The 18454-nt window shown below is 64.1% G+C and carries 12 protein-coding genes; 6 read left to right on the top strand and 6 right to left on the bottom strand.

All coding sequences use genetic code 11. The features are described from left to right. Positions 1–19: 19 nt before the first annotated feature. Complete coding sequence (locus G8O24_RS33475; RefSeq protein WP_188106807.1) at positions 20–1891, top strand: ATP-binding protein; 1872 nt, start codon at positions 20–22, stop codon at positions 1889–1891. Here the strand turns inward: G8O24_RS33475 and G8O24_RS33470 are convergent. Continuing rightward, positions 1888–2913 (bottom strand): AraC family transcriptional regulator, encoded by a 1026-nt coding sequence (locus tag G8O24_RS33470; RefSeq protein WP_188106806.1) that lies wholly within the window; start codon positions 2911–2913, stop codon positions 1888–1890. The two genes, G8O24_RS33475 and G8O24_RS33470, sit on opposite strands and share 4 nt — an antisense overlap. A gap of 188 nt (positions 2914–3101) precedes the next feature. Between G8O24_RS33470 and G8O24_RS33465 the strand changes: the two genes are divergently transcribed. After that, positions 3102–3551, top strand: coding sequence for a cupin domain-containing protein (locus G8O24_RS33465; RefSeq protein ID WP_188106805.1), 450 nt, complete (start codon positions 3102–3104; stop codon positions 3549–3551). Positions 3552–3658: 107 nt separating this feature from the next. Continuing rightward, the gene (locus G8O24_RS33460; RefSeq protein ID WP_188106804.1) at positions 3659–5155 is read left to right on the top strand and encodes a flavin-containing monooxygenase; all 1497 of its coding nucleotides are present in this window, start codon (positions 3659–3661) and stop codon (positions 5153–5155) included. Here G8O24_RS33460 and G8O24_RS33455 read toward each other — a convergent pair. Continuing rightward, positions 5152–6714: a TadE/TadG family type IV pilus assembly protein gene (locus G8O24_RS33455; protein WP_188106803.1), complete on the bottom strand. Its 1563-nt coding sequence runs from the start codon at positions 6712–6714 to the stop codon at positions 5152–5154. The two genes, G8O24_RS33460 and G8O24_RS33455, sit on opposite strands and share 4 nt — an antisense overlap. Positions 6715–7007: 293 nt before the next feature. On the opposite strand from G8O24_RS33455, the gene G8O24_RS33450 reads away from it, so the two are divergent. Then, a complete protein-coding gene (locus G8O24_RS33450; protein WP_188106802.1) occupies positions 7008–8072 on the top strand; it encodes a hypothetical protein in 1065 nt (354 codons plus the stop codon). A 42-nt stretch (positions 8073–8114) separates the two neighbouring features. Here G8O24_RS33450 and G8O24_RS33445 read toward each other — a convergent pair whose 3' ends face one another. Continuing rightward, positions 8115–9323: a serine aminopeptidase domain-containing protein gene (locus G8O24_RS33445; RefSeq protein WP_244646146.1), complete on the bottom strand. Its 1209-nt coding sequence runs from the start codon at positions 9321–9323 to the stop codon at positions 8115–8117. Between the two features lie 76 nt (positions 9324–9399). After that, positions 9400–10191 (bottom strand): ABC transporter substrate-binding protein, encoded by a 792-nt coding sequence (locus G8O24_RS33440; RefSeq protein ID WP_188106800.1) that lies wholly within the window; start codon positions 10189–10191, stop codon positions 9400–9402. A gap of 256 nt (positions 10192–10447) precedes the next feature. Between G8O24_RS33440 and G8O24_RS33435 the strand changes: the two genes are divergently transcribed. Both G8O24_RS33435 and G8O24_RS33430 read left to right on the top strand, forming a co-directional pair. Next, positions 10448–11641, top strand: a complete 1194-nt coding sequence (locus G8O24_RS33435) for an efflux RND transporter periplasmic adaptor subunit (protein WP_188106799.1) — start codon at positions 10448–10450, stop codon at positions 11639–11641. Positions 11642–11654: 13 nt separating this feature from the next. Continuing rightward, complete coding sequence (locus G8O24_RS33430; protein WP_188106798.1) at positions 11655–14810, top strand: efflux RND transporter permease subunit; 3156 nt, start codon at positions 11655–11657, stop codon at positions 14808–14810. A 257-nt stretch (positions 14811–15067) separates the two neighbouring features. On the opposite strand, the gene G8O24_RS33425 is transcribed toward G8O24_RS33430, so the two are convergent. Then, positions 15068–17125, bottom strand: coding sequence for a potassium transporter Kup (locus G8O24_RS33425; protein WP_244646145.1), 2058 nt, complete (start codon positions 17123–17125; stop codon positions 15068–15070). A gap of 147 nt (positions 17126–17272) precedes the next feature. Further along, a complete protein-coding gene (locus tag G8O24_RS33420; protein ID WP_188106797.1) occupies positions 17273–18445 on the bottom strand; it encodes an MFS transporter in 1173 nt (390 codons plus the stop codon). Positions 18446–18454: the final 9 nt, after the last annotated feature.

The raw sequence follows: 18454 nt of genomic DNA, 5'->3' as shown, positions 1-18454 counted from the left end.
ACGTCGTCGGTAGGAGACCATGGCACTCAGGGGGCTTCTGACAGCAGCGATGGCCGCACAGGCCGTCGTGACCGCCGTGGCGCTCGTCGTTTCCGGCCCTGGGTTCGGCGCCGCCCAGATGGTTGCGCTGCTCGTCAGCGCCGCCGTGGCAGTGTTGCTCGCGCGGCTCTGCGCAACCAGGATCGCGACGTCGCAGCAGGCGCGCCTCGCCGCGCAATTGGCGGAGCAGGCGCAGGCACGCGCCGACAGCGTGCAGATGACGCAGGCGGTCATCAAGACTGCGCTCGATGCCTTCATTCAGACCGACGACGCCGGCAAGGTGCTGGAGTGGAGCCTCCAGGCGGAGGCCCTGACCGGATGGTCGCGCACCGAGGCGATCGGCGCCGACGTCGTCGCGCTGCTCGTCGCCGAGCCGCTGCGCGCAAGCTTCAAGCAACGCATGACGCGGCTCTTGCCGGAACTGTCCGATACGCCGATCGGTATCCGCTTCGAAGTGAGCCTCGTGCACCGGAACGGCGACGAGATCCTGGTCGAGGTATCGAGCTCGGCGCTTCGCCTCGGCAGCCGCACCATCATCAACGTCTTCGTCAAGGACGTGACGCAGAAGCGTGCCGCCGAGGAGCAGTTGATCCAATCGCAGAAAATGGAGGCGGTCGGCCAGCTCACCGGCGGCATCGCGCACGAATTCAACAACATGCTCACGGTGATCACGGGCACGATCGAGATTCTCGCCGACGCCGTCAAGGACAACCCACCGCTCGCCACCATCACCAAGCTGATCAGCGAAGCCGCCGATCGCGGCGCGGTGCTGACCTCGAGCCTGCTGTCCTTTGCGCGCAAGCAGGCCTTGCAGCCGGCGGAGATCGACGTCAACGACCTGCTCGAGGAGCTCGCGAAGCTGCTGCTGGCGACCTTCGACAGGAAGATCGAGATCGTCAGGAAGTTCGACGACAACGTCTGGCTGGCCTTCGCCGATCGCGGGCAGCTCTCCTCGGCGCTGCTCAATCTCGCCATCAACGCCCGCGACGCCATGCCGGACGGCGGCCGCCTGACCCTGAGGACGCGCAACGTCGTGTTCGGCGTACGCGAGGCCGTCGCGGTCGGCGCCGGCTATGCCGGCGATTATGTCGAGATCGAGGTCGCCGACACCGGCACCGGCATTCCGCAGGCGATCGTCGAGCGCATCTTCGATCCGTTCTTCTCGACCAAGGAAGTCGGCAAGGGCACCGGTCTCGGGCTCAGCATGGTGTTCGGCTTCGTCAAGCAGTCGGGCGGCGGCATCAAGGTCAGATCCGAAGAAGGCCAGGGCACGGTCTTCACCATCTACCTGCCGAAGGCCGAGACCAGCGCGCTGCGCCCCGCAAGCTATGATGCGCGTAAGATCGTGGGCGGCACGGAGACCATCCTCTGTGTCGAGGATGACCCCGACGTCCGCCAATACGTCACGGTGCAGCTGAAGAGCCTCGGCTACCAGGTCATCCCCGCCGCCAATGCGACCGAGGCGCTCGCGATTGCCGCCAGCGGCACGCGGTTCGACCTGCTCTTCACCGACATCGTGATGGCCGGCGGCCTCAACGGACGCGAGCTCGCCGATCAGATGGTGGCCGCGCGGCCCTCGCTCCGGGTGCTGCTCACCTCGGGCTACGCCCACGACACCCAGCACACGCCGGGCGGCGCCACCATGGGCGCGCCGTTTTTGACAAAGCCCTATCGCAAGGCCGAGCTCGCGCGCATGCTGCGCCGCTGCCTCGACACGGCGGTCGATGCCGCGGGCGATGCGATTCCGACACCCTATTCGGTGCAGGCCGATCTCGAAGGCTTCCTGCGCAAGCAGGCGTCCGACGACCGCGCAACGCGATCGCGACCGGGAACTCCCGGCGCCTCTCGCTAGCTCATCCGTCGCCGCAGCGTTGCCGACGGTGCCTCACCGAATTTCGCGCGGTAGGCGCCGGCCATGCGGCTGAGGTGAGTAAAGCCGAGATCGAAAGCCATGTCGGTGATCGAAGCGTCGGCCGGCGCCTGCGCAATCCGGGCGTGGAGACCGGCGAGCCTGATATCAAGCAGCATTTGCGAGATCGACATCCCATAATGACGGCGGAAGCCGAGCTGAAGCGCACGGATGCCGATGCCGGATGCGCAGGCGAGTTGCACGAGGTCCAGCGGTTCACCGGCATTTTCGGCAAGATAGTCCCGCGCGATGCGAAGCGCGCGCGGCATGCGTTCGGCTTGCCCGGAGAACGTCCTGATCGCATCCGACAGGTCATGCCGCAGTCCGGCGAGCAGACCATCGAGCAATGCCTCGCGCCAGTCGGCCAATGCAACCGGCGAAAGCCGGGCGGACGGCCCGAGACGCTCGGCGAGCATCATCAGCTCGGCAAGGTCGGTTTGCAGGCGGCGACCGGACGGCGCATTCAGGTCGATCTCGGCATCGAACTCGATCGTGCCGGCCGCCCTGCCCGACAGCGCCGCGGCGCGTTGCTCGACCATGCGGCGGTCGAACAGCAGGATCGCTTGTGCACAGTCGCGCCACGTCATCAGGGTCGGGATGGTCGGCGACAGCAGCGATGCCATCCTTGCGGGCGCGACGTCGAATCCGCTCCTGCCCGAACAGATGCGGGCTGTGCCCGCAAGTGGGATCTGCACGAGGAAGAAGCGGTCGAGACACCCGGGATCGATGCTGACAGTCCCGCCATAGCCGACATAGTTGATGGAAAAGCCATCGAAATCAGCGCAATTGTGCCGGGCCGAGAAGCCGCAAGCGCGGGCCTGCGCGGGCTTGAGATCGTGCGGACAGAAGATGCGACCGATCTGCTCGGCGGCCTCATCAACATCGTCGGTGGTGACGCGGGCGAAGTCCGCAAGCCGTTCGGCTACGGGCGGCCTTGCGCTCATTTCCAGCACGGCTGCGGACATGGTCGACCACGCTTCGCGTCACGGAATTGCTTTAAGCCTATAATAGTTCGCAAGGTGCGAAAAGAGCCGCGCCGGCAAAATCGTCGTGCTGCATGGCAACAGCGATATCCGGATTCGTTTGGCGGATAGACAGCCGCCCGCGCCTGGCCGAAGCTCCATCCTCGCCGGAATCCAACAGGAGGCGAGCCATGACTGCACTCGAAAAGGGCATTACCGCAAACGGCACAGGCTACGGCGGCAAGACCTGGAACATCCTTGGGCAAGTCTACTTCCCCAAGGCCGTCACGGACTCCACCTTCGCATTCGAAACCAACAGCGATCCCGGCCAATTCGTGCCGGTGCACATCCACCCGACCCAGGACGAATTCATCCTGGTGCAGGAAGGCACGCTCAACCTCAAGCTCGACGGCGTCTGGGTCAAGGCCCATGCCGGTGATCTCGTGCGCATGCCCCGCGGCATCCCGCACGGCTATTTCAACAAATCCGACAAGCCGTGCCGCGCGCTATTCTGGGTCTCGCCGATGCAGAAGCTGGAGGCGCTGTTCAACCAGCTCCACAATCTGACCGACCCGGCCGAGGTCGTGCGCATCTCGGCGCTGCACGAGGTCGACTTCCTGCCGCCCGAGGCCAACGACTAGGCGCTTCGCCTCCTCGTCCGCTTTCATCTGCTTGCAGCTCAGCCGGCCGCGCCTTGCGGCCGAACGAGGCCGCTTGCGCGCGAAACACATCGATTGCGAGCCCTCCCATGGTCAACCCCAAGCATGTCTGCGTGATCGGCGCCGGCGTCTCCGGCCTTGCCACCGCAAAGGCGTTCTCCACCCGCGGCCACTGCGTCACCATCGTCGAGCGCAGCGGAGATCTCGGCGGCGTCTGGGAGCCGGCGCGCTCCTATCCTGACGTACAGACGCAAAGCCCGAAGGACCTCTATCGCTACACCGATCGCGCCATGCCTGAAACCTATCCGGAATGGCCGACCGGGCCGCAGGTACACGCCTATCTCGCCGGCTATGCGCGGGAGCTCGGCCTCGATCGCATGCTGCGCCTCAACACTGAAGTCGCAGGCATGGCGCGCCGCGCCGACGGCAAACCGGGCTGGACACTGACGCTGACGACCAGGCACGGCGCGACCACGAATGAGGATTTCGATTTCGTCGCCGTCTGCATCGGACAGTTCAACGAGCCGCGTGAACTGCATTGCCCGGGCGAAGACGGCTTCCTGGCGCAGGGCGGACGGATCCTGCATTCGTCGAAATACAGCGACCCTGCGCTCGCAAAAGGACGCCGCGTCGTCGTGCTCGGCGGATCGAAATCGGCGACCGACATCGCCGTCAACGCGGTGAAATCAGGCGCGCGCGAGGTCACCATCGTGATGCGCGAACCGGTCTGGCGCATCCCCTATTTCATAGGCGGCCTCGTGAACTTCAAGCGCATCCTCTACATCCGCGCGCAGGAGGAGATGTTTCCGGGCTGGGGCATCGGCACGATGTCGCGGCTCGCCTACCGCCTCGCCGCGCCGCTGATCTGGGCCAACTGGCGCGGGCTGGAGAGCCTGTTGAAGGCACAGCTCAAGCTTGGCAGGTGCAAGATGGTGCCGAAGGAACGGATCGAGGATGGCGTCAACTGCTCGGTGCCGATCGCAACGCCGGGCTTCTACCCGATGGTCGCCGACGGCCGCATCAAGGCGGTGTTCGGCACGTTCGATCACTATGACGGCGACAGCATCGTGATGAGCGGCGGCGAGCGTGTTGGTGCCGATATCGCGGTGCTCGCGATCGGCTACAAGCTCGGTGTGCCCTTCTTGCCGGACAGCTACCAGCAAAAGCTGGTCGATGCGGACGGGCAGTACCGGCTCTACCGCCTGATCGCCAACCCCGATCTGCCCGAGCTCGGCTTCGTCGGCTTCAACTCGTCGTTCTGCACCGTGCTCTGTGCCGATCTCGCCGCGAACTGGCTGGTGCGCTATGCCGACGGACAGCTTGCGAACCAGCCGACGGCGCAAGCGATGCGCGACAACATCGAGATGATGCTGCACTTCAAGCGCGTCGAGCGGCCGGCCGCCGGCGTCTATGGCGGCCTGTGCGTCGCGCCCTATCACTATCGCCATTTCGACGAGTTGATGACCGATATCGGCGCAAAGATCAGCAAGCGCGGCGGCCTCAAGGGACATTTCCTGCCGCCGGATGCGGATGCCTATGCCAAGTTCCTGGAGACGGCGCCGGCATACCGGGCGACGCAATGTTAGTTGGTGATGCGGGCTTCCTGCACTGCATGATTGAACATTGCGTTCAACGCCGCGGTGATGTCGGCGGGCGTGTTCGCGGTATAGAAGAAGCCTGGCGAGGCGCAGTTCTGCAGGCTCGTCGGAATGTCCGGAATGTTCCAGTTGGCGTAGTCGTCCTCATCCCCGGCGAAGGACGTGTTGACCGGATTGATCTTCTGATAAGGAATGTACAGCACAGAAATGATGATGCCGCGGTTTTTCAGCGGCGTGCATGAGGTGGCAGGATCGATCGTCGTGGCATGATTGCTGCCCGACCAGGAGCCGTTGGGGACGCCCTTGACCTGCGGATCCTGCGCACCATCGGTCACAAGGAAAACGTAGGGCAACGTGTTGTTCCAAGCACTGCCGTCACCCACGCTCGTGATCAGCGTATTAACGCTCGACAACGCGGTGTCGATATGCGTCCCGCCCGACCCGAGGTTCGCGTTCATGTTGGTATCGAGCAGCGTCGCCAGGTTGGCCGCAGCATAGTTGATCGTCGACGGGTTGGTAATCGAGCCGTTGATGCTGCTGGTCAGCGGGAAGTACGAATAGAGGTAGCGGATGAAGGGATAGAGACCGATGCGGAACTGGTTCGCCACTTTCTCGGTGTTGTTGGCCGTAACGAACAACTGGTTGACCGCATAGCCGACGGCATCAAGCCGCAACTGAATGCAGGAATCAGTGCCGTCCGTCGGGCAGTTCGCCACCGTCGTAAGATTTGAGTAGAGCGAGTTCGGCAATCCGGAGACAATCGACGATGGCAGTTGAACGCCCATGGGGTTGCTCGTCTTTGTCTGGAGCAGCGCCCTGTACCCACTCTGGCTAACGCGCGAGATCGCATATCCCAAGCAGTAATTGTTCGTGGGATAGCCTTGCGTTCCCGAATCCGTGCAGGCGCTGTTCTGCGGCGAGAAATGGCAGGCTAGGGTGCAGCCGGTCGGATATTGCCGGTAGTTGTCGGGATTGATCGACTGCATGCGCTGGGCCTCCGCCGTGGTCGACGGCAACCCCATCGAACCCGAAACGTCCAACGTCAGATAGAAGTCCAGATACAGCGGCAGGGTCGTCGACGAGGAGGAAGTACCTGACACCGTCAGCTTGTGGTAGCCCAGAAGCTGCATGAAAGTGACCGGCACATCCGCACTGAACTGCACGGACGAGGTCATCCTGGATCCGGTCTTGGTGACCGTGCTCGTCTCATTCAGATTGGTGTAGCTGTTGAAAAAAGCGGAGGCATTCCCCTTGAAGATATTGTCTGCCTCCACAACGCCTGCAGCAACCGATCCGTTCGACGCCATGGACATCGCCGCGTTGTAGCCGGCAGAATTCACCGAGATCGAGGCGACGCTTGCGGAATCTGCCGCCCCCTGCAGCTTGGCCTTGATGCGAGTCGCCATGCTGTAATCGATGGCGCATCCAATCGACGTGATAATCGGGATGAGTGCAATAGCAAAAGTGACGCCGATGTTGGCACCGCTGTCGCGCTTGTATCGCGATACGAGCCGGCCAACGCGACGCATGAACTCAATATCCGGCATGTATTCAGCCCTTTGAAAAAAGATTGAGGCGAACTGCAACGAAGACGGGAAACGATGCCACGACGAACTTATGGTAGCGAAGGGAGCAAGCCTGCCCGTGAGGAGGCCGCGCCAAATAAGAGCCTCATAGTGCCGGCGCGAAACTACTGAAACGTAAAAACGTTTCGTAAGGCTCCTGTAAGCTCCGGTGAGTTCATCCGTGATTCTACGTAGATTTGGACGAGCTTCCTCGACCACAGCCGCGCGAACACTTACGATCTACAATCGCCGAATCGACAACGACAGGCCCCGCGATGCTATCGCGACGTCACTTCAATGCATCGCTTGCCCTGCTCTGCGCAGCACCTGGCGCAAGCCCGGCACAAGCGCTGACGCCGGCGCAATCGGAGGCGCAAGCCGCCTATGATCGCGCGCTCGCCGATTTCAAATCGATCCTGGCCGAGCGGCGCCGCCAGATCGAGGCGAAGCAGCCGTTGCCGAACCTGCCGGGCCAGGCACTTTATCTGGCGCGCGTCGCCGTCATCAGCACCTTCAAGGATCTCACCGACGTCCTGCGGTCGCGGATCGGACGACCGAACAAGTTCGGGATTCCTCCGGCCTATTTCGATGCCGACATCGAGCCGCTGGTCGACGAATATGCAGACATCTTCGACATCATGGAAGCACCGCCGGCAAGCGCGCAGAATTCGGCGACACCGTTCAAGGACGTCGTCGATCTCGGCACCGCGATTGCGCGCGCGAAAGGGCTTGGACCTGCTGACGCCGAGGCCGCGGGCCGCATCAGCCTCGGACTGTTCTATGCGGAGACCAACGGCAAGCAGAACGTCCGCAATGCGCGATCGAACACCTATATGGGCAGCTTTCAGACTGGCCCCTCCGAGGACCGCAACGGCCAGCGCAAATGGGAGGCGATCAAAGGGACGATCGCGGCCGCCGATCCCGCCTTGAACGCGCGCGACGACAAGGAGGAGGCGCGGTCCCGCGGCACGGATCGGCGCTTCAATCACTGGACCAATGTCCGCGACGGCCTGATGAACGCACATGCGGAGCTGTTTGCCGAGATCCCGGCGATCGTGAAGACGTTGCCAGATCCGATCGATCAGATGAAACTGTTCGAGCTGATCCAGATCATCCCGGCGCCGACGCGCTCAGCACTGAAGTCGGGTGACCTTCTGAACTACCGGGTCTCCAATCCCACCATCATGAAGCATCTGCGCAACAACAGCATCTTCGCCTTCGGAAAGGTCGACCGGGCGCGAAGCTCGGCCAGCTTCCGCGAGATCCTGGGCGCGATGTGGCCGTTCAAGCGGAAGTTCGACAAGGCGATGGTGAAATATGCGGAGATCAGGCCGCGCTAGGGCCACAACGGGCCGCACGCACCTTGCTGCTCCAGCTTTCAGCTATCGATCGAGCGAGTTCAGAAACTGGTCGGCGATCGCACGCCAGCGCTCGGGATAGAGCCGCAGCAAATGGCCGTCACCAGGGACGCCGTGCAGCAGCTCAAAGCGAACCGTGCCACCGGCGGCCGCAAACGCCTGCTGATAGTCGCGGATCAGCTCTTCCTTGTAGAGGCGATCGTTGTCGGTATAGAGCCAGAGTTGCTTGACCTTGTCGCCTGCGCCGCGGCCAGCATTGGCATAATATGGCGTCGTCACCGGCCCGTACGGGTACCAGCCGCCGCAAAAGTTCACCACGCCCATCACCTCTCCAGGCTTGAGGCCGGCATAGTGCATGGCAAGGAAGCCGCCGCGCGACTGGCCGGCGAGCAGCACCCTGCCAGGCTTGACCCCCGGGAGCGTGCGACCAAAGGCGATCGCGGATTCGAGATCCTCGACGGCCTCGGCGACACCTGAGGAGACGTCGATCAGGCTGCCGTCGTGAGCGCGTCCAAAGGTTTCTTCGCCGTTGATTCCTTCCGAGCTGCCGCGTCCGCGGCGCATCAGCGCCAGCACCGCAAATCCATTGTCGCGCAGCCAATGGGCCTCGGTCGAGAACGACCAGGACCTGAGCTGATTGCGGCCGATGTCGGAGCCGTGGGTGAAGATCGCGAGCGGTGCCGGCCCCTGCCCTGACGGCGGATAGAACGTGCCCTCGAGCGTGATCGGCCGTGCGCCGTCGGGCGTTCGAACCGTCAGGTGCGGAATCCGCAAGCGTTCGCCGGGCCACGGCCAGTCGACCGGCCGCTCGCCTTCGGCAAGACGGGCCGGATCGGTGCGGACCAGCGCCCCCGATGTGACGATCCCGTTCTTGAGCGTCGCCGTCATGTACAGCCGATCAGGTCCGTCGAAGGCATAACGGAAGATGCGAAATCCCGTCATCGTCAGCACGCCGTCGACGACCGTCGCCTGGTCCCGCCACCATTCGCGATTCATGCCGTTGAAGGCCGAGTCCGACCGCGCGAAGACGAGGTCGGCATGCCCGTCAGCCCTAACACGCTCGACCACGAGGATGTGCCGGTCGTCTTGCCAGGTCCCGATCCATGCGCCCTGGAAGCGCGCGATCTCGGGAGCCACGTCGGACGCCGGCACCTCCATATCGAACCCGGGCGGCAACGGGACGATGGTCTCGGGGTCGACCGTCAGCGGCTGGGCGCGAGCGCTCTGCATCATCGAGGCCAACATCAATGTCGTGATTGCAATCCAACGTCCAAACATGCGCGCCCAGTCGAATTCCATTATGGCCAACCTATTCAGTGCGGATCGGCGCGTCCTTCAGCCCGTTATTGTCATAGGCCTTGCGCAAGGTGCCGTTGGTGACGGCCTCGGTCATGAACCTGCTGACGAAGGCCAGAGCCTGGCTGTGGCCAGGCGGGACAGCAACGGCGGTCACCGTCTTCTTGAAGGTCTCGTCCAGCACCCTCGTCCCCGGTATCGCCTGCGCCATCTTGTTGAGCTGGTCGCGCGACAGCGCAAAGGCGTCGATCTCGCCGCTTTTCAGCAGCCCGAAGATTTCATCGTAGGTCTGGTAGCCCGTGACCTTCGCATTCTTCAAATGTGCGACGGCGCCGCGCATCGTGGTCGTGGCGTTGACGGCCGCGACCTTGATGCCCACCTGGTCGAGCGTGGCAAAATTGGTGATGCTCGAACCGGCCTTGACGATATAGGTGGCGTCCGCGACCTCGTAGATCGGGCCGAACATCATCCTGGCCTCACGCTCGGGGTCTTTCGGCAGCCAGGTGACGTCCCAAGCGCCTTTACCGGCGGCATCCGTGATCTGCCCGGAATTCTGGTACACGATATATTCGACGGGGACGCCGAGCTGCGCGGCCATCTCCTTGCCGAGGTCGACGGGGACGCCGGCATAGCCCGCTTCGGTCTTGGTCGACCAGAACGCGCCCCCCGCCGGGCTGATCGCGATCGCGACCCGAAGCTTGCCGGTCGGCGCGATGTCGCCTTTCAGGCCATCTGCTAGCGCGGGCATGGCAATCGCGGCCGCAACAGCGAGCCCGGCAAGAGCCGACCAGAATGGCGTTGGCATGTCATCGTCTCCTCGCGCTTCTTCTTGTGATGTCCACGTGCCTGTCCGTTGCCCGCCCTGCGCCGGTCACACGGCCTTTGACACAATTCTGGTCGATCATGCGCTTGGTGAAAAGCGGTTTGTCATGACAAATCTGTCAAAGGTCACGTCACCGTTTGCAGTGCAAGAGCTGTGACTGCCATGGCTATGGTGTTTCACGTCGGGCCGTTTGTTGCTAGCCTGCCGCACCGACAGACAATCATCTGGGGCCCACCGAATGACCTGCGCGAACTCCGCCCGTCTTGAACAAAGCCATCGCGCGTGGAGACATATCGGACGAGCGTTGGCCGCGACGGCCGCCGTGGTAGCGCTGGCCGGCTGCGAAGACAAGAACACCTTCGTCGCGCCGCCGCCGCCGAAGGTGGACGTCGCCACACCGGTGCAGCGCCCGGTGACGCGCTATGTCGAGGCCACCGGCAACACCGCGCCGATCAAGAGCGTCGATCTCGTCGCGCGGGTGCAAGGTTTTCTGCAGACGATCGACTACACCGACGGCACCTTCGTCAAGCAGGGCACGCAGCTGTTCACGATCGAGCCGGAGACCTACAAGCTCAAGCTCGAGCAGGCGCAGGCGGCCGAGACCGGCGCGCAGGCCTCGCTCAAACAGGCCGAGGCCGACTACAAGCGGCAGGTCGATCTGGTGCAGCGCCAGGCGGTCTCCCAGGCGACCCTGGACACCTCGACCTCGACGCGCGACAACGCCCAGGCGAACCTCCAGCAGGCGCAGGCCAACACCAAGCTCGCCGAAGTCAACTACGGCTACACCAAGGTGACTGCGCCGTTCGACGGCATCGTCAGCGCGCACATGGTCTCGGTCGGCGAGCTCGTCGGCGTCTCCTCCCCGACCCAGCTCGCCACCATCGTCGCGATGGACCCGATCTACGTGAACTTCACCGTCAACGAACAGGACGTGCTGCGCATCCGCGCCGAGGCCGCGCGCCGCGGGCTGACCGCCGCCGACCTCAAGCAATTCCCGATCGAGATCGGCCTCCAGACCGAGACCGGCTATCCGCATGAGGGCAAGCTCGACTACGTCGCGCCGACCCTCAATTCATCGACCGGCACGCTCGCCGTGCGCGGTCTCGTGCCCAACGACAAGCGGGTGCTGCTCCCGGGCTACTTCGTCCGCGTCCGCGTGCCCTTCACCCAGGAGAAGGATGCTCTCCTCGTCCCCGACACCGCACTCGGGAGCGATCAGGGCGGACGCTATCTGCTGGTGGCCAACAAGGACAATGTCGTCGAACAGCGCAAGGTGCAGATCGGCCCAGCCGACAACGGCCTGCGGGTGATCGAAAGCGGCCTGAAGCCCGATGACCGCGTCGTCATTTCGGGGCTGCTGCGCGTGATCCCCGGCCAGAAGATCGATCCGCAGCAGACCAAGATCGAGCAGCCGCAGGCCTCGAGCAAGTGAGAGGCCGCGCGCCATGATCTCGAAATTCTTCATCGAGCGGCCGGTCCTCTCGAACGTCATCGCGCTCCTGATGATCCTGATCGGCGGCGTCGCGCTGTTCAACCTCGCGATCGCCCAATATCCCGACGTGGTGCCGCCGACGGTGCAGGTGACGACGCGCTATCCCGGCGCCAGCGCCAAGACCGTGATCGACACCGTGGCGCTGCCGATCGAGCAGCAGGTCAACGGCGTCGAGGACATGCTCTACATGCAGTCCTACAGCGGCTCCGACGGCACCTACACGCTGACGGTGACCTTCAAGATCGGCACCGATCTCAACTTCGCGCAGGTGCTGGTGCAGAACCGCGTCTCCAGCGCGCTGTCGCAACTGCCGTCCGCCGTGCAGAACCAGGGCGTGACCGTGCAGAAGCGGTCGACCTCGATTCTCCTGTTCGTGACGCTGACCTCGCCGGACAAGACCTTCGACAGCCTTTACCTGAGCAACTACGCCACCATCAACATCCGCGACGAGCTCTCCCGCCTACCCGGCGTCGGCAACGTCACGGTGTTCGGTGCCGGCCAGTATTCGATGCGGGTCTGGCTCGATCCGAACAAGCTGCAAGTCCGCGGCCTCGTGCCGCAGGATGTCATCAACGCGATCCAGCAGCAGAGCCAGCAGGTCTCGGCCGGACAGGTCGGCGCGCCGCCGACGCCGCCGGGACAGGCGTTCCAGTACACGCTCAACGTCAGCGGACGGCTCGACGACGCCACCCAGTTCGAGAACATCATCGTCAAGACGGGCTCCAGCGGCGACGTCACGCGCGTACGCGACGTCGGCTCGGTCGAACTCGGCGCGCAGACCTACAGCCAGATCTTCTCGCTGAACAAGCAGCCCGCGACCGGCATCGCCGTGTTCCAGTCGCCCGGCGCCAATGCGCTCGAGGTCGAGCAGGCAGTCGAGAAGAAGATGGTGGAGCTTGCCAAGCGCTTTCCGGAGGGCATCAAGTACGACACGCCGTTCGACACCACCAAATTCGTCAACGCCTCGGTGCACGAGGTCTACATGACCCTGATCGAGGCCGGCCTCTTGGTGCTGGTCGTGATCCTTGTGTTCCTGCAGGACTGGCGCGCGATGCTGGTGCCGGCGACCACCGTGCCGGTCACCATCATCGGCGCCTTCGCGGCGATGGCGGCGCTCGGCTTCACCATCAACATGTCGACGCTGTTTGCGATCGTGCTGGCGATCGGCATCGTCGTCGACGACGCCATCGTCGTGGTGGAAGGCGCCGCGCACAATATCGAGCAGGGCATGAACGGCCACGACGCCGCGATCAAGGCGATGGACCAGCTGTTCGCGCCGATCGTCGGCATCACCTTGGTGCTGATCTCGGTGTTCCTGCCGGCCTCGTTCCTCGCCGGCCTCACCGGGCGCATCTATTCGCAATTCGCGCTGGTGATTGCGGCGACCGCGCTACTGTCCGCCGTCAACGCGGCGACGCTGAAGCCGACGCAATGCGCGCTGTGGCTGCGGCCGGCGGTGCCGCCCGAGCAGCGCAATTTCTTCTACCGCGGCTTCAACGCCGTCTACGACAAGGTCGAGCGCGGCTATGCCAGGCTGATCACCTTCCTGGTGAAGCACGCCACCGTCTCGGTCGCGTTCGCATTGCTGGTGATCGGGGCCAGCGGCTACGGCCTGTCGCGAGTGCCGACCGGCTTCCTGCCGATCGAGGACCAGGGCTATCTCATCGCCGCGGTGCAGCTGCCCGACGGCGCCTCGCTGGAGCGGACGCAGAAGGTGCTCGACAAGGCCGCCGACATCATCAAGGGCACGCCCGGCGTCCAGCAGGTCATAACCATCGCCGGCATTTCCGCGCTCGACAACAGCGCCAGCCTTGCCAATGCCGGCGTCGCCTACATCATCCTGAAGGACTGGGAGGCGCGCGGCAAAGGCGAGGACCTGCGCTCGCTGGTCTATGGCCTCAACGACAAGGTCGCTAATATCATGGAGGCGCGCACGCTGGTGCTGCCGCCGCCGCCGATCCAGGGCATCGGCAATGCCGCCGGCTTCTCGATGCAGGTCGAGCTTCGCGACGGCAACAGCGATTTCGCCAAGCTGCAGGCGATCACCGGCGCGATGGTCAGCAACGGCCAGAGCCAGAGCGCGCTGCAGCGCGTGCAGTCCTCGTTCCGCTCCTCGGTGCCGCAGTTCAACGTCGAGATCGACCGCGTCAAGACCCAGACGCTGCACGTGACGACGGACCAGGTGTTCGCGGCGCTGTCGACCTATCTCGGCTCGTCCTTCGTCAACCAGTTCAACAAGTTCGGCCGCGTATTCCAGGTCTACACCCAGGCCGATCCCGCCTTCCGCGTCACCGAGCGCGACATCGCCAACATGATGGTGCGCAACTCGAACGGCGACATGATCCCGATCGGCACCGTCGCCACGATCACGCCGGCCACCGGCCCGTCGCTGATCAGCCTCTACAATCTCTACCCCTCCTCGACCGTGATCGGCCTGCCGGCGCAGGGCTACTCCTCCGGCCAGTCGCTGACGCTGATGGAGGACATCGCCGACAAGACGCTGCCGCCCGGCACCGGCTATGAATGGACCGCGATGTCCTACCAGGAGAAGGCGGTCTCCAACCAGATCTATTGGGTGTTCGGCCTTGCCATGCTGCTGGTCTATCTTGTGCTCGCCGGCCAGTATGAGAGCTGGTACGCGCCGATCTCGGTGATCCTCGCCGTGCCGCTGTCGCTGCTGGGGCCGATGCTGATCCTCTCCGGCCTCAAGATCGACAACAACCTCTACTGCCAGATCGGCCTGATCCTCCTGATCGCGCTCTCGGCCAAGAACGCCATCCTGATCGTCGAGGTCGGGCTCGAGCTGCACGGCCGCGACGGCAAGCCGATCGTCGAATCCGCGATCGAGGCGGCGCGCGCCCGCTTCCGCCCGATCCTGATGACCTCGTTCGCCTTCATCCTCGGCGTGGTGCCGCTGGTGCTCGCAACCGGCGCCGGCGCCAGCGCGCGCAAATCGATCGGCATCACCGTGTTCTCGGGCATGCTGGCCTCGACCTGCCTCGCGGTGCTGTTCGTGCCGGCCTTCTTCGTCGTGGTGCAACGGTTCGAGAACTGGCGCGCGAGCAAGAAGGCGCCGAAGGCGGGGCCGGCGGTTGAGGCGAAGCCGTAAGCACGAAACAACCCCATGCACAGTAGAGAGGGGGTTGAAAAAGCAAAGTAATTTCGCTTTTACAGAAAATCACTTGTGCCGTCGGGCAAAACACTGGCATAGTAGCATCGTGGGTGGTGTGGGTGAGGCGCCGCGCCCCCTCTCCCGTCATTGCGAGCGCAGCGAAGCAATCCAGAGTCCCTCCGCGGAGACAGTCTGGATTGCTTCGTCGCAAGAGCTCCTCGCAATGACGTGGAAAGATCGGTGTTCGCAATGACTCACACGTCGACGCGGAAGCCGACCTCGATCACGGCGTCATGGGGGATCTTGAAGAAATCGGGCGCGCGGCTCGCGATCCGGTTCAGGAACGAGAAGACGCCGAACGAGACCGGATCGATCGCCGAGCCGGCCTCGCGGCGGACGATGGTCTCGTGGGCGAGATAATAGTTCTTGTGCTCGAGATCGGCATCGAAGCCGAGCTTGTTGCAATTGTCGAGCGTCAGCGGAATGTCCGGCGTCTGCATGAAGCCGAGCCGGACCTGGATGCGATAGAAGCCGCGCCCGAGACGATGCACCGAATGCCGCTCGCCGAACGGCACGCGCGGCCGCCGATCCGAGACATAAGTCAGCAGCACGACCGTCTCGTGCAGCACGCGATTGTGCTCGATGTGGCGGAGCAGCATCGGCGATGCCCCGTGCTCGACCTTGGTCAGCCAGACGCCCATGCCCGGCGCGCGGCCGATCACTTCATTGTCGGCATAGCCAAGGAATTCCTTCAGCGGCATCGACATGTCGTTGAGGCGATGCCGCACCGCCGACGAGCCCTTGCGCCACGACAGCATCAGCGCGGCGATGAGCGTACCGACCACCAGCGGAAACCAGCCGCCCTCGACGATCTTCAGCGAGTTGGATACCAGGAAGGTCGCATCGATCGCGCCGAAGACCGAGATCACCGGCAGCGCCAGCGCACGCGTCCATTTCCAGCGCGAGCGCGCAACATGATAGAGCAGGGCCGTGGTGATCAGCATGGTGCCTGATACGGCGATGCCGTAGGCGGCAGCGAGGTTCTCCGACGAGCGGAACATGATCACCGTGAGCAGCGTGCCGGCCATCAGCAGCCAGTTTGCGGCAGGCACGTAGATCTGGCCGGCTTCGTCCCAGGAGGTCGGCGTGATCCGTGCACGGGGCGCCAGTCCCATCTGCATCGCCTGCCGCGTCAGCGAGAACACGCCCGAGATCAGCGCCTGCGAGGCGATGACGGTGGCGAACGTTGCGAGAATCACCATCGGGATCAGCGTCCAGCCAGGGGCGAGCTTGTAAAAGGGATTGTCGGCCGCCGAGGGATCGGCCAGCACCAGCGCACCCTGCCCGAAATAATTCAGCATCAAGGCCGGCAGCACCAGCGCGAACCAGGCGCGCCGGATCGCGGTGGCGCCGACATGGCCCATGTCGGCATAGAGCGCCTCGCCGCCGGTGAGCGCGAGGAAGACGGCGCCGATCACCACGAACGAGACCTTGGGATCGGCCACGAGAAAGCGGCCGGCTTCGAGCGGATTGACCGCCAGCAGGATGGCCGGCGCCTGCCAGACGTTGATCGCGCCGAGCGCGGCGATCACGACGAACCAGATCACCATGACCGGCCCGAACAGTTTTCCGATGCTCCCCGTGCCGTGGCGCTGGATCACGAACAGGCCGATCAGCACCGCCAGCGTTGCCGGAAGGATGAACGGTTCGAACGCGGGCTGAACCAGCTTGAGGCCCTCCATCGCCGAGAGCACGGAGATCGCCGGCGTGATCACGCCGTCGCCGTACAGCAGCGAGGCGCCGATGATGCCGAGCAAGACCAGGATGGGAAGCTTCGCGCCGTCAGCGACCTTGTCGGCAGCGACCAGCGACAGCAGAGCGAGAATGCCGCCCTCCCCGTCATTGTCCGCCCGCAGAATGAACACGACGTATTTGAGCGCGACCATGGCGACCAGCGCCCAAAGAATGAGCGAGACGATGCCCGTGACCTCGGCCGCGACGGGCGCGGCATGGCCGAGGCCTGAGAGCGCGACCTGGAAGGCGTAAAGCGGGCTGGTGCCGATGTCGCCGAACACGACGCCAAGCGCCGTCAGCGCCAGAAACCATGGACTGCCGAGATGATGGACGAATTTGGGGTGCTCGCCCGCCACTGCAAGCGGATCGTCCACGACGCCGGTCGCGGCGCGATCGATCAGGCTCCGGACCGGAAGATCGGACGGCATATCCATGCGGGCCTCGGTGAGAAGCAGATACCCGCAAGGGAGAAATGCAAGCGGCGTGCCGGGCCGGTTGGCATCGTCGGTGGCGCGCATGGCGTCCTCGCTCCCCCGTCATTGCGAGCGTAGCGAAGCAATCCAGGCTGCCTCCCCGGTGGGAATCTGGATTGCTTCGTCGCATCCGCGCAAAATTGCTACGCAATTTTGTCGCTGAACTCCTCGCAATGACGGGAAGAGAGGCCTTCACACCACCCGCGGCGCCTTGATCTCGCGCGGCAGGATGATCGCGGCGGCGATCGCCAGCAGGCAAAGGCCCGCAAACGCGTGCAGCATGGTGACGAAGCCACCCTGCTCGTAGAGCCAGGCGACGAGGCCCACCGAGGCGCCGGCCGCGGTGAAGCCGATGAAATAGCGCACCGCATAGGCGCGCGAGCGCCATTCCTCGCTGGTGTATTTGCCGACCATGGCGTCGTTCACCGTGACCTGGCCGAACGCCCCCATGACGATGCCGATCGAGACCACGATCAGCGGCAGGTTCGACAGACTTGCGGCCAGATACAGGAACGGCGCCAGCATGAAGGACAGCGGCAGCGCCACCGTCTTCAGCGAATAGCGGTCGAGCAGCCGGCCGATCGTGTACTGCGTCATGGCGCCGAACACATAGACGCAGGCGGCGATGACACCGAGCAGCGCCGGGCTCCTGGTAAGGTCGGCGAGCCGTTCGGCGAACAGCTTCGGCAGCGCCACGGTGACGGCATTAAACGTGGTGGAGATCGCGATCACGACGATCAGCAGCGACAGCACCACGCGCCACATGTCCTGCTTTGCCACCCGCGCCTGTGCGGCGGCCTGCTTGGAGCCCTTGCGGTCCTCGTGCACCACCAGCATCGCGAAGGCGATGCCGATCAGGATGGTGACGATGCCGGGGATGATGAACGCAAAGCGCCAGCCGAGATATTGGCCGATCACGCCGGTGACCAGCGCTGAGGAGGCGACGCCGAGGTTGCCCCAGACGCCGTTGATGCCCATCTCGCGGCCGAGCCTGTCGGCATAGGACACGATCATCGCGGTGCCGACGGGATGATAGATCGAGGCGAACACGCCGATCGCGAGCAGCGCGGCACCGAGCTGCACGGGCGTCTGCACGAAGCCGACCGCGATCATGGAGGCGCCGATGCCGACGAAGAAGATCAGCATCATGTGGCGGCGGCTCCAGCGGTCTCCGAGCCAGCCGGTCAGCAGCGAGCCGGCGCCGAAGGCGATGAAACCCGGGGTCGCGTAGGGCAGCAGCTCTGAATAGGCCATGCCGAGCGCCGGTCCCATGATGATCACGGCAGCGGCGAAGATCAGCATCGCATAATGGTCGATGAAATGGCCTGCGTTGACGAAACTGATGACCCTGACAGGGCTGTTCATTCGGAATGC

The sequence above is a fragment of the Bradyrhizobium campsiandrae genome, from assembly GCF_014529705.1.
In the GTDB taxonomy this organism is placed as follows: domain Bacteria; phylum Pseudomonadota; class Alphaproteobacteria; order Rhizobiales; family Xanthobacteraceae; genus Bradyrhizobium; species Bradyrhizobium campsiandrae.
This window is presented reverse-complemented; position numbering and strand designations above follow the sequence as displayed.

Excerpts from the sequence above, each read along its gene's own strand:
- G8O24_RS33475 (WP_188106807.1), top strand. The coding sequence starts at position 20 with ATGGCACTCAGGGGGCTTCTGACAGCAGCGATGGCCGCACAGGCCGTC.
- G8O24_RS33465 (WP_188106805.1), top strand. The coding sequence starts at position 3,102 with ATGACTGCACTCGAAAAGGGCATTACCGCAAACGGCACAGGCTACGGC.
- G8O24_RS33460 (WP_188106804.1), top strand. The coding sequence starts at position 3,659 with ATGGTCAACCCCAAGCATGTCTGCGTGATCGGCGCCGGCGTCTCCGGC.
- G8O24_RS33455 (WP_188106803.1), bottom strand. The coding sequence starts at position 6,714 with ATGCCGGATATTGAGTTCATGCGTCGCGTTGGCCGGCTCGTATCGCGA.
- G8O24_RS33440 (WP_188106800.1), bottom strand. The coding sequence starts at position 10,191 with ATGCCAACGCCATTCTGGTCGGCTCTTGCCGGGCTCGCTGTTGCGGCC.
- G8O24_RS33450 (WP_188106802.1), top strand. The coding sequence starts at position 7,008 with ATGCTATCGCGACGTCACTTCAATGCATCGCTTGCCCTGCTCTGCGCA.
- G8O24_RS33425 (WP_244646145.1), bottom strand. The coding sequence starts at position 17,125 with ATGCGCGCCACCGACGATGCCAACCGGCCCGGCACGCCGCTTGCATTT.
- G8O24_RS33420 (WP_188106797.1), bottom strand. The coding sequence starts at position 18,445 with ATGAACAGCCCTGTCAGGGTCATCAGTTTCGTCAACGCAGGCCATTTC.
- G8O24_RS33445 (WP_244646146.1), bottom strand. The coding sequence starts at position 9,323 with ATGATGCAGAGCGCTCGCGCCCAGCCGCTGACGGTCGACCCCGAGACC.
- G8O24_RS33430 (WP_188106798.1), top strand. The coding sequence starts at position 11,655 with ATGATCTCGAAATTCTTCATCGAGCGGCCGGTCCTCTCGAACGTCATC.
- G8O24_RS33470 (WP_188106806.1), bottom strand. The coding sequence starts at position 2,913 with ATGTCCGCAGCCGTGCTGGAAATGAGCGCAAGGCCGCCCGTAGCCGAA.
- G8O24_RS33435 (WP_188106799.1), top strand. The coding sequence starts at position 10,448 with ATGACCTGCGCGAACTCCGCCCGTCTTGAACAAAGCCATCGCGCGTGG.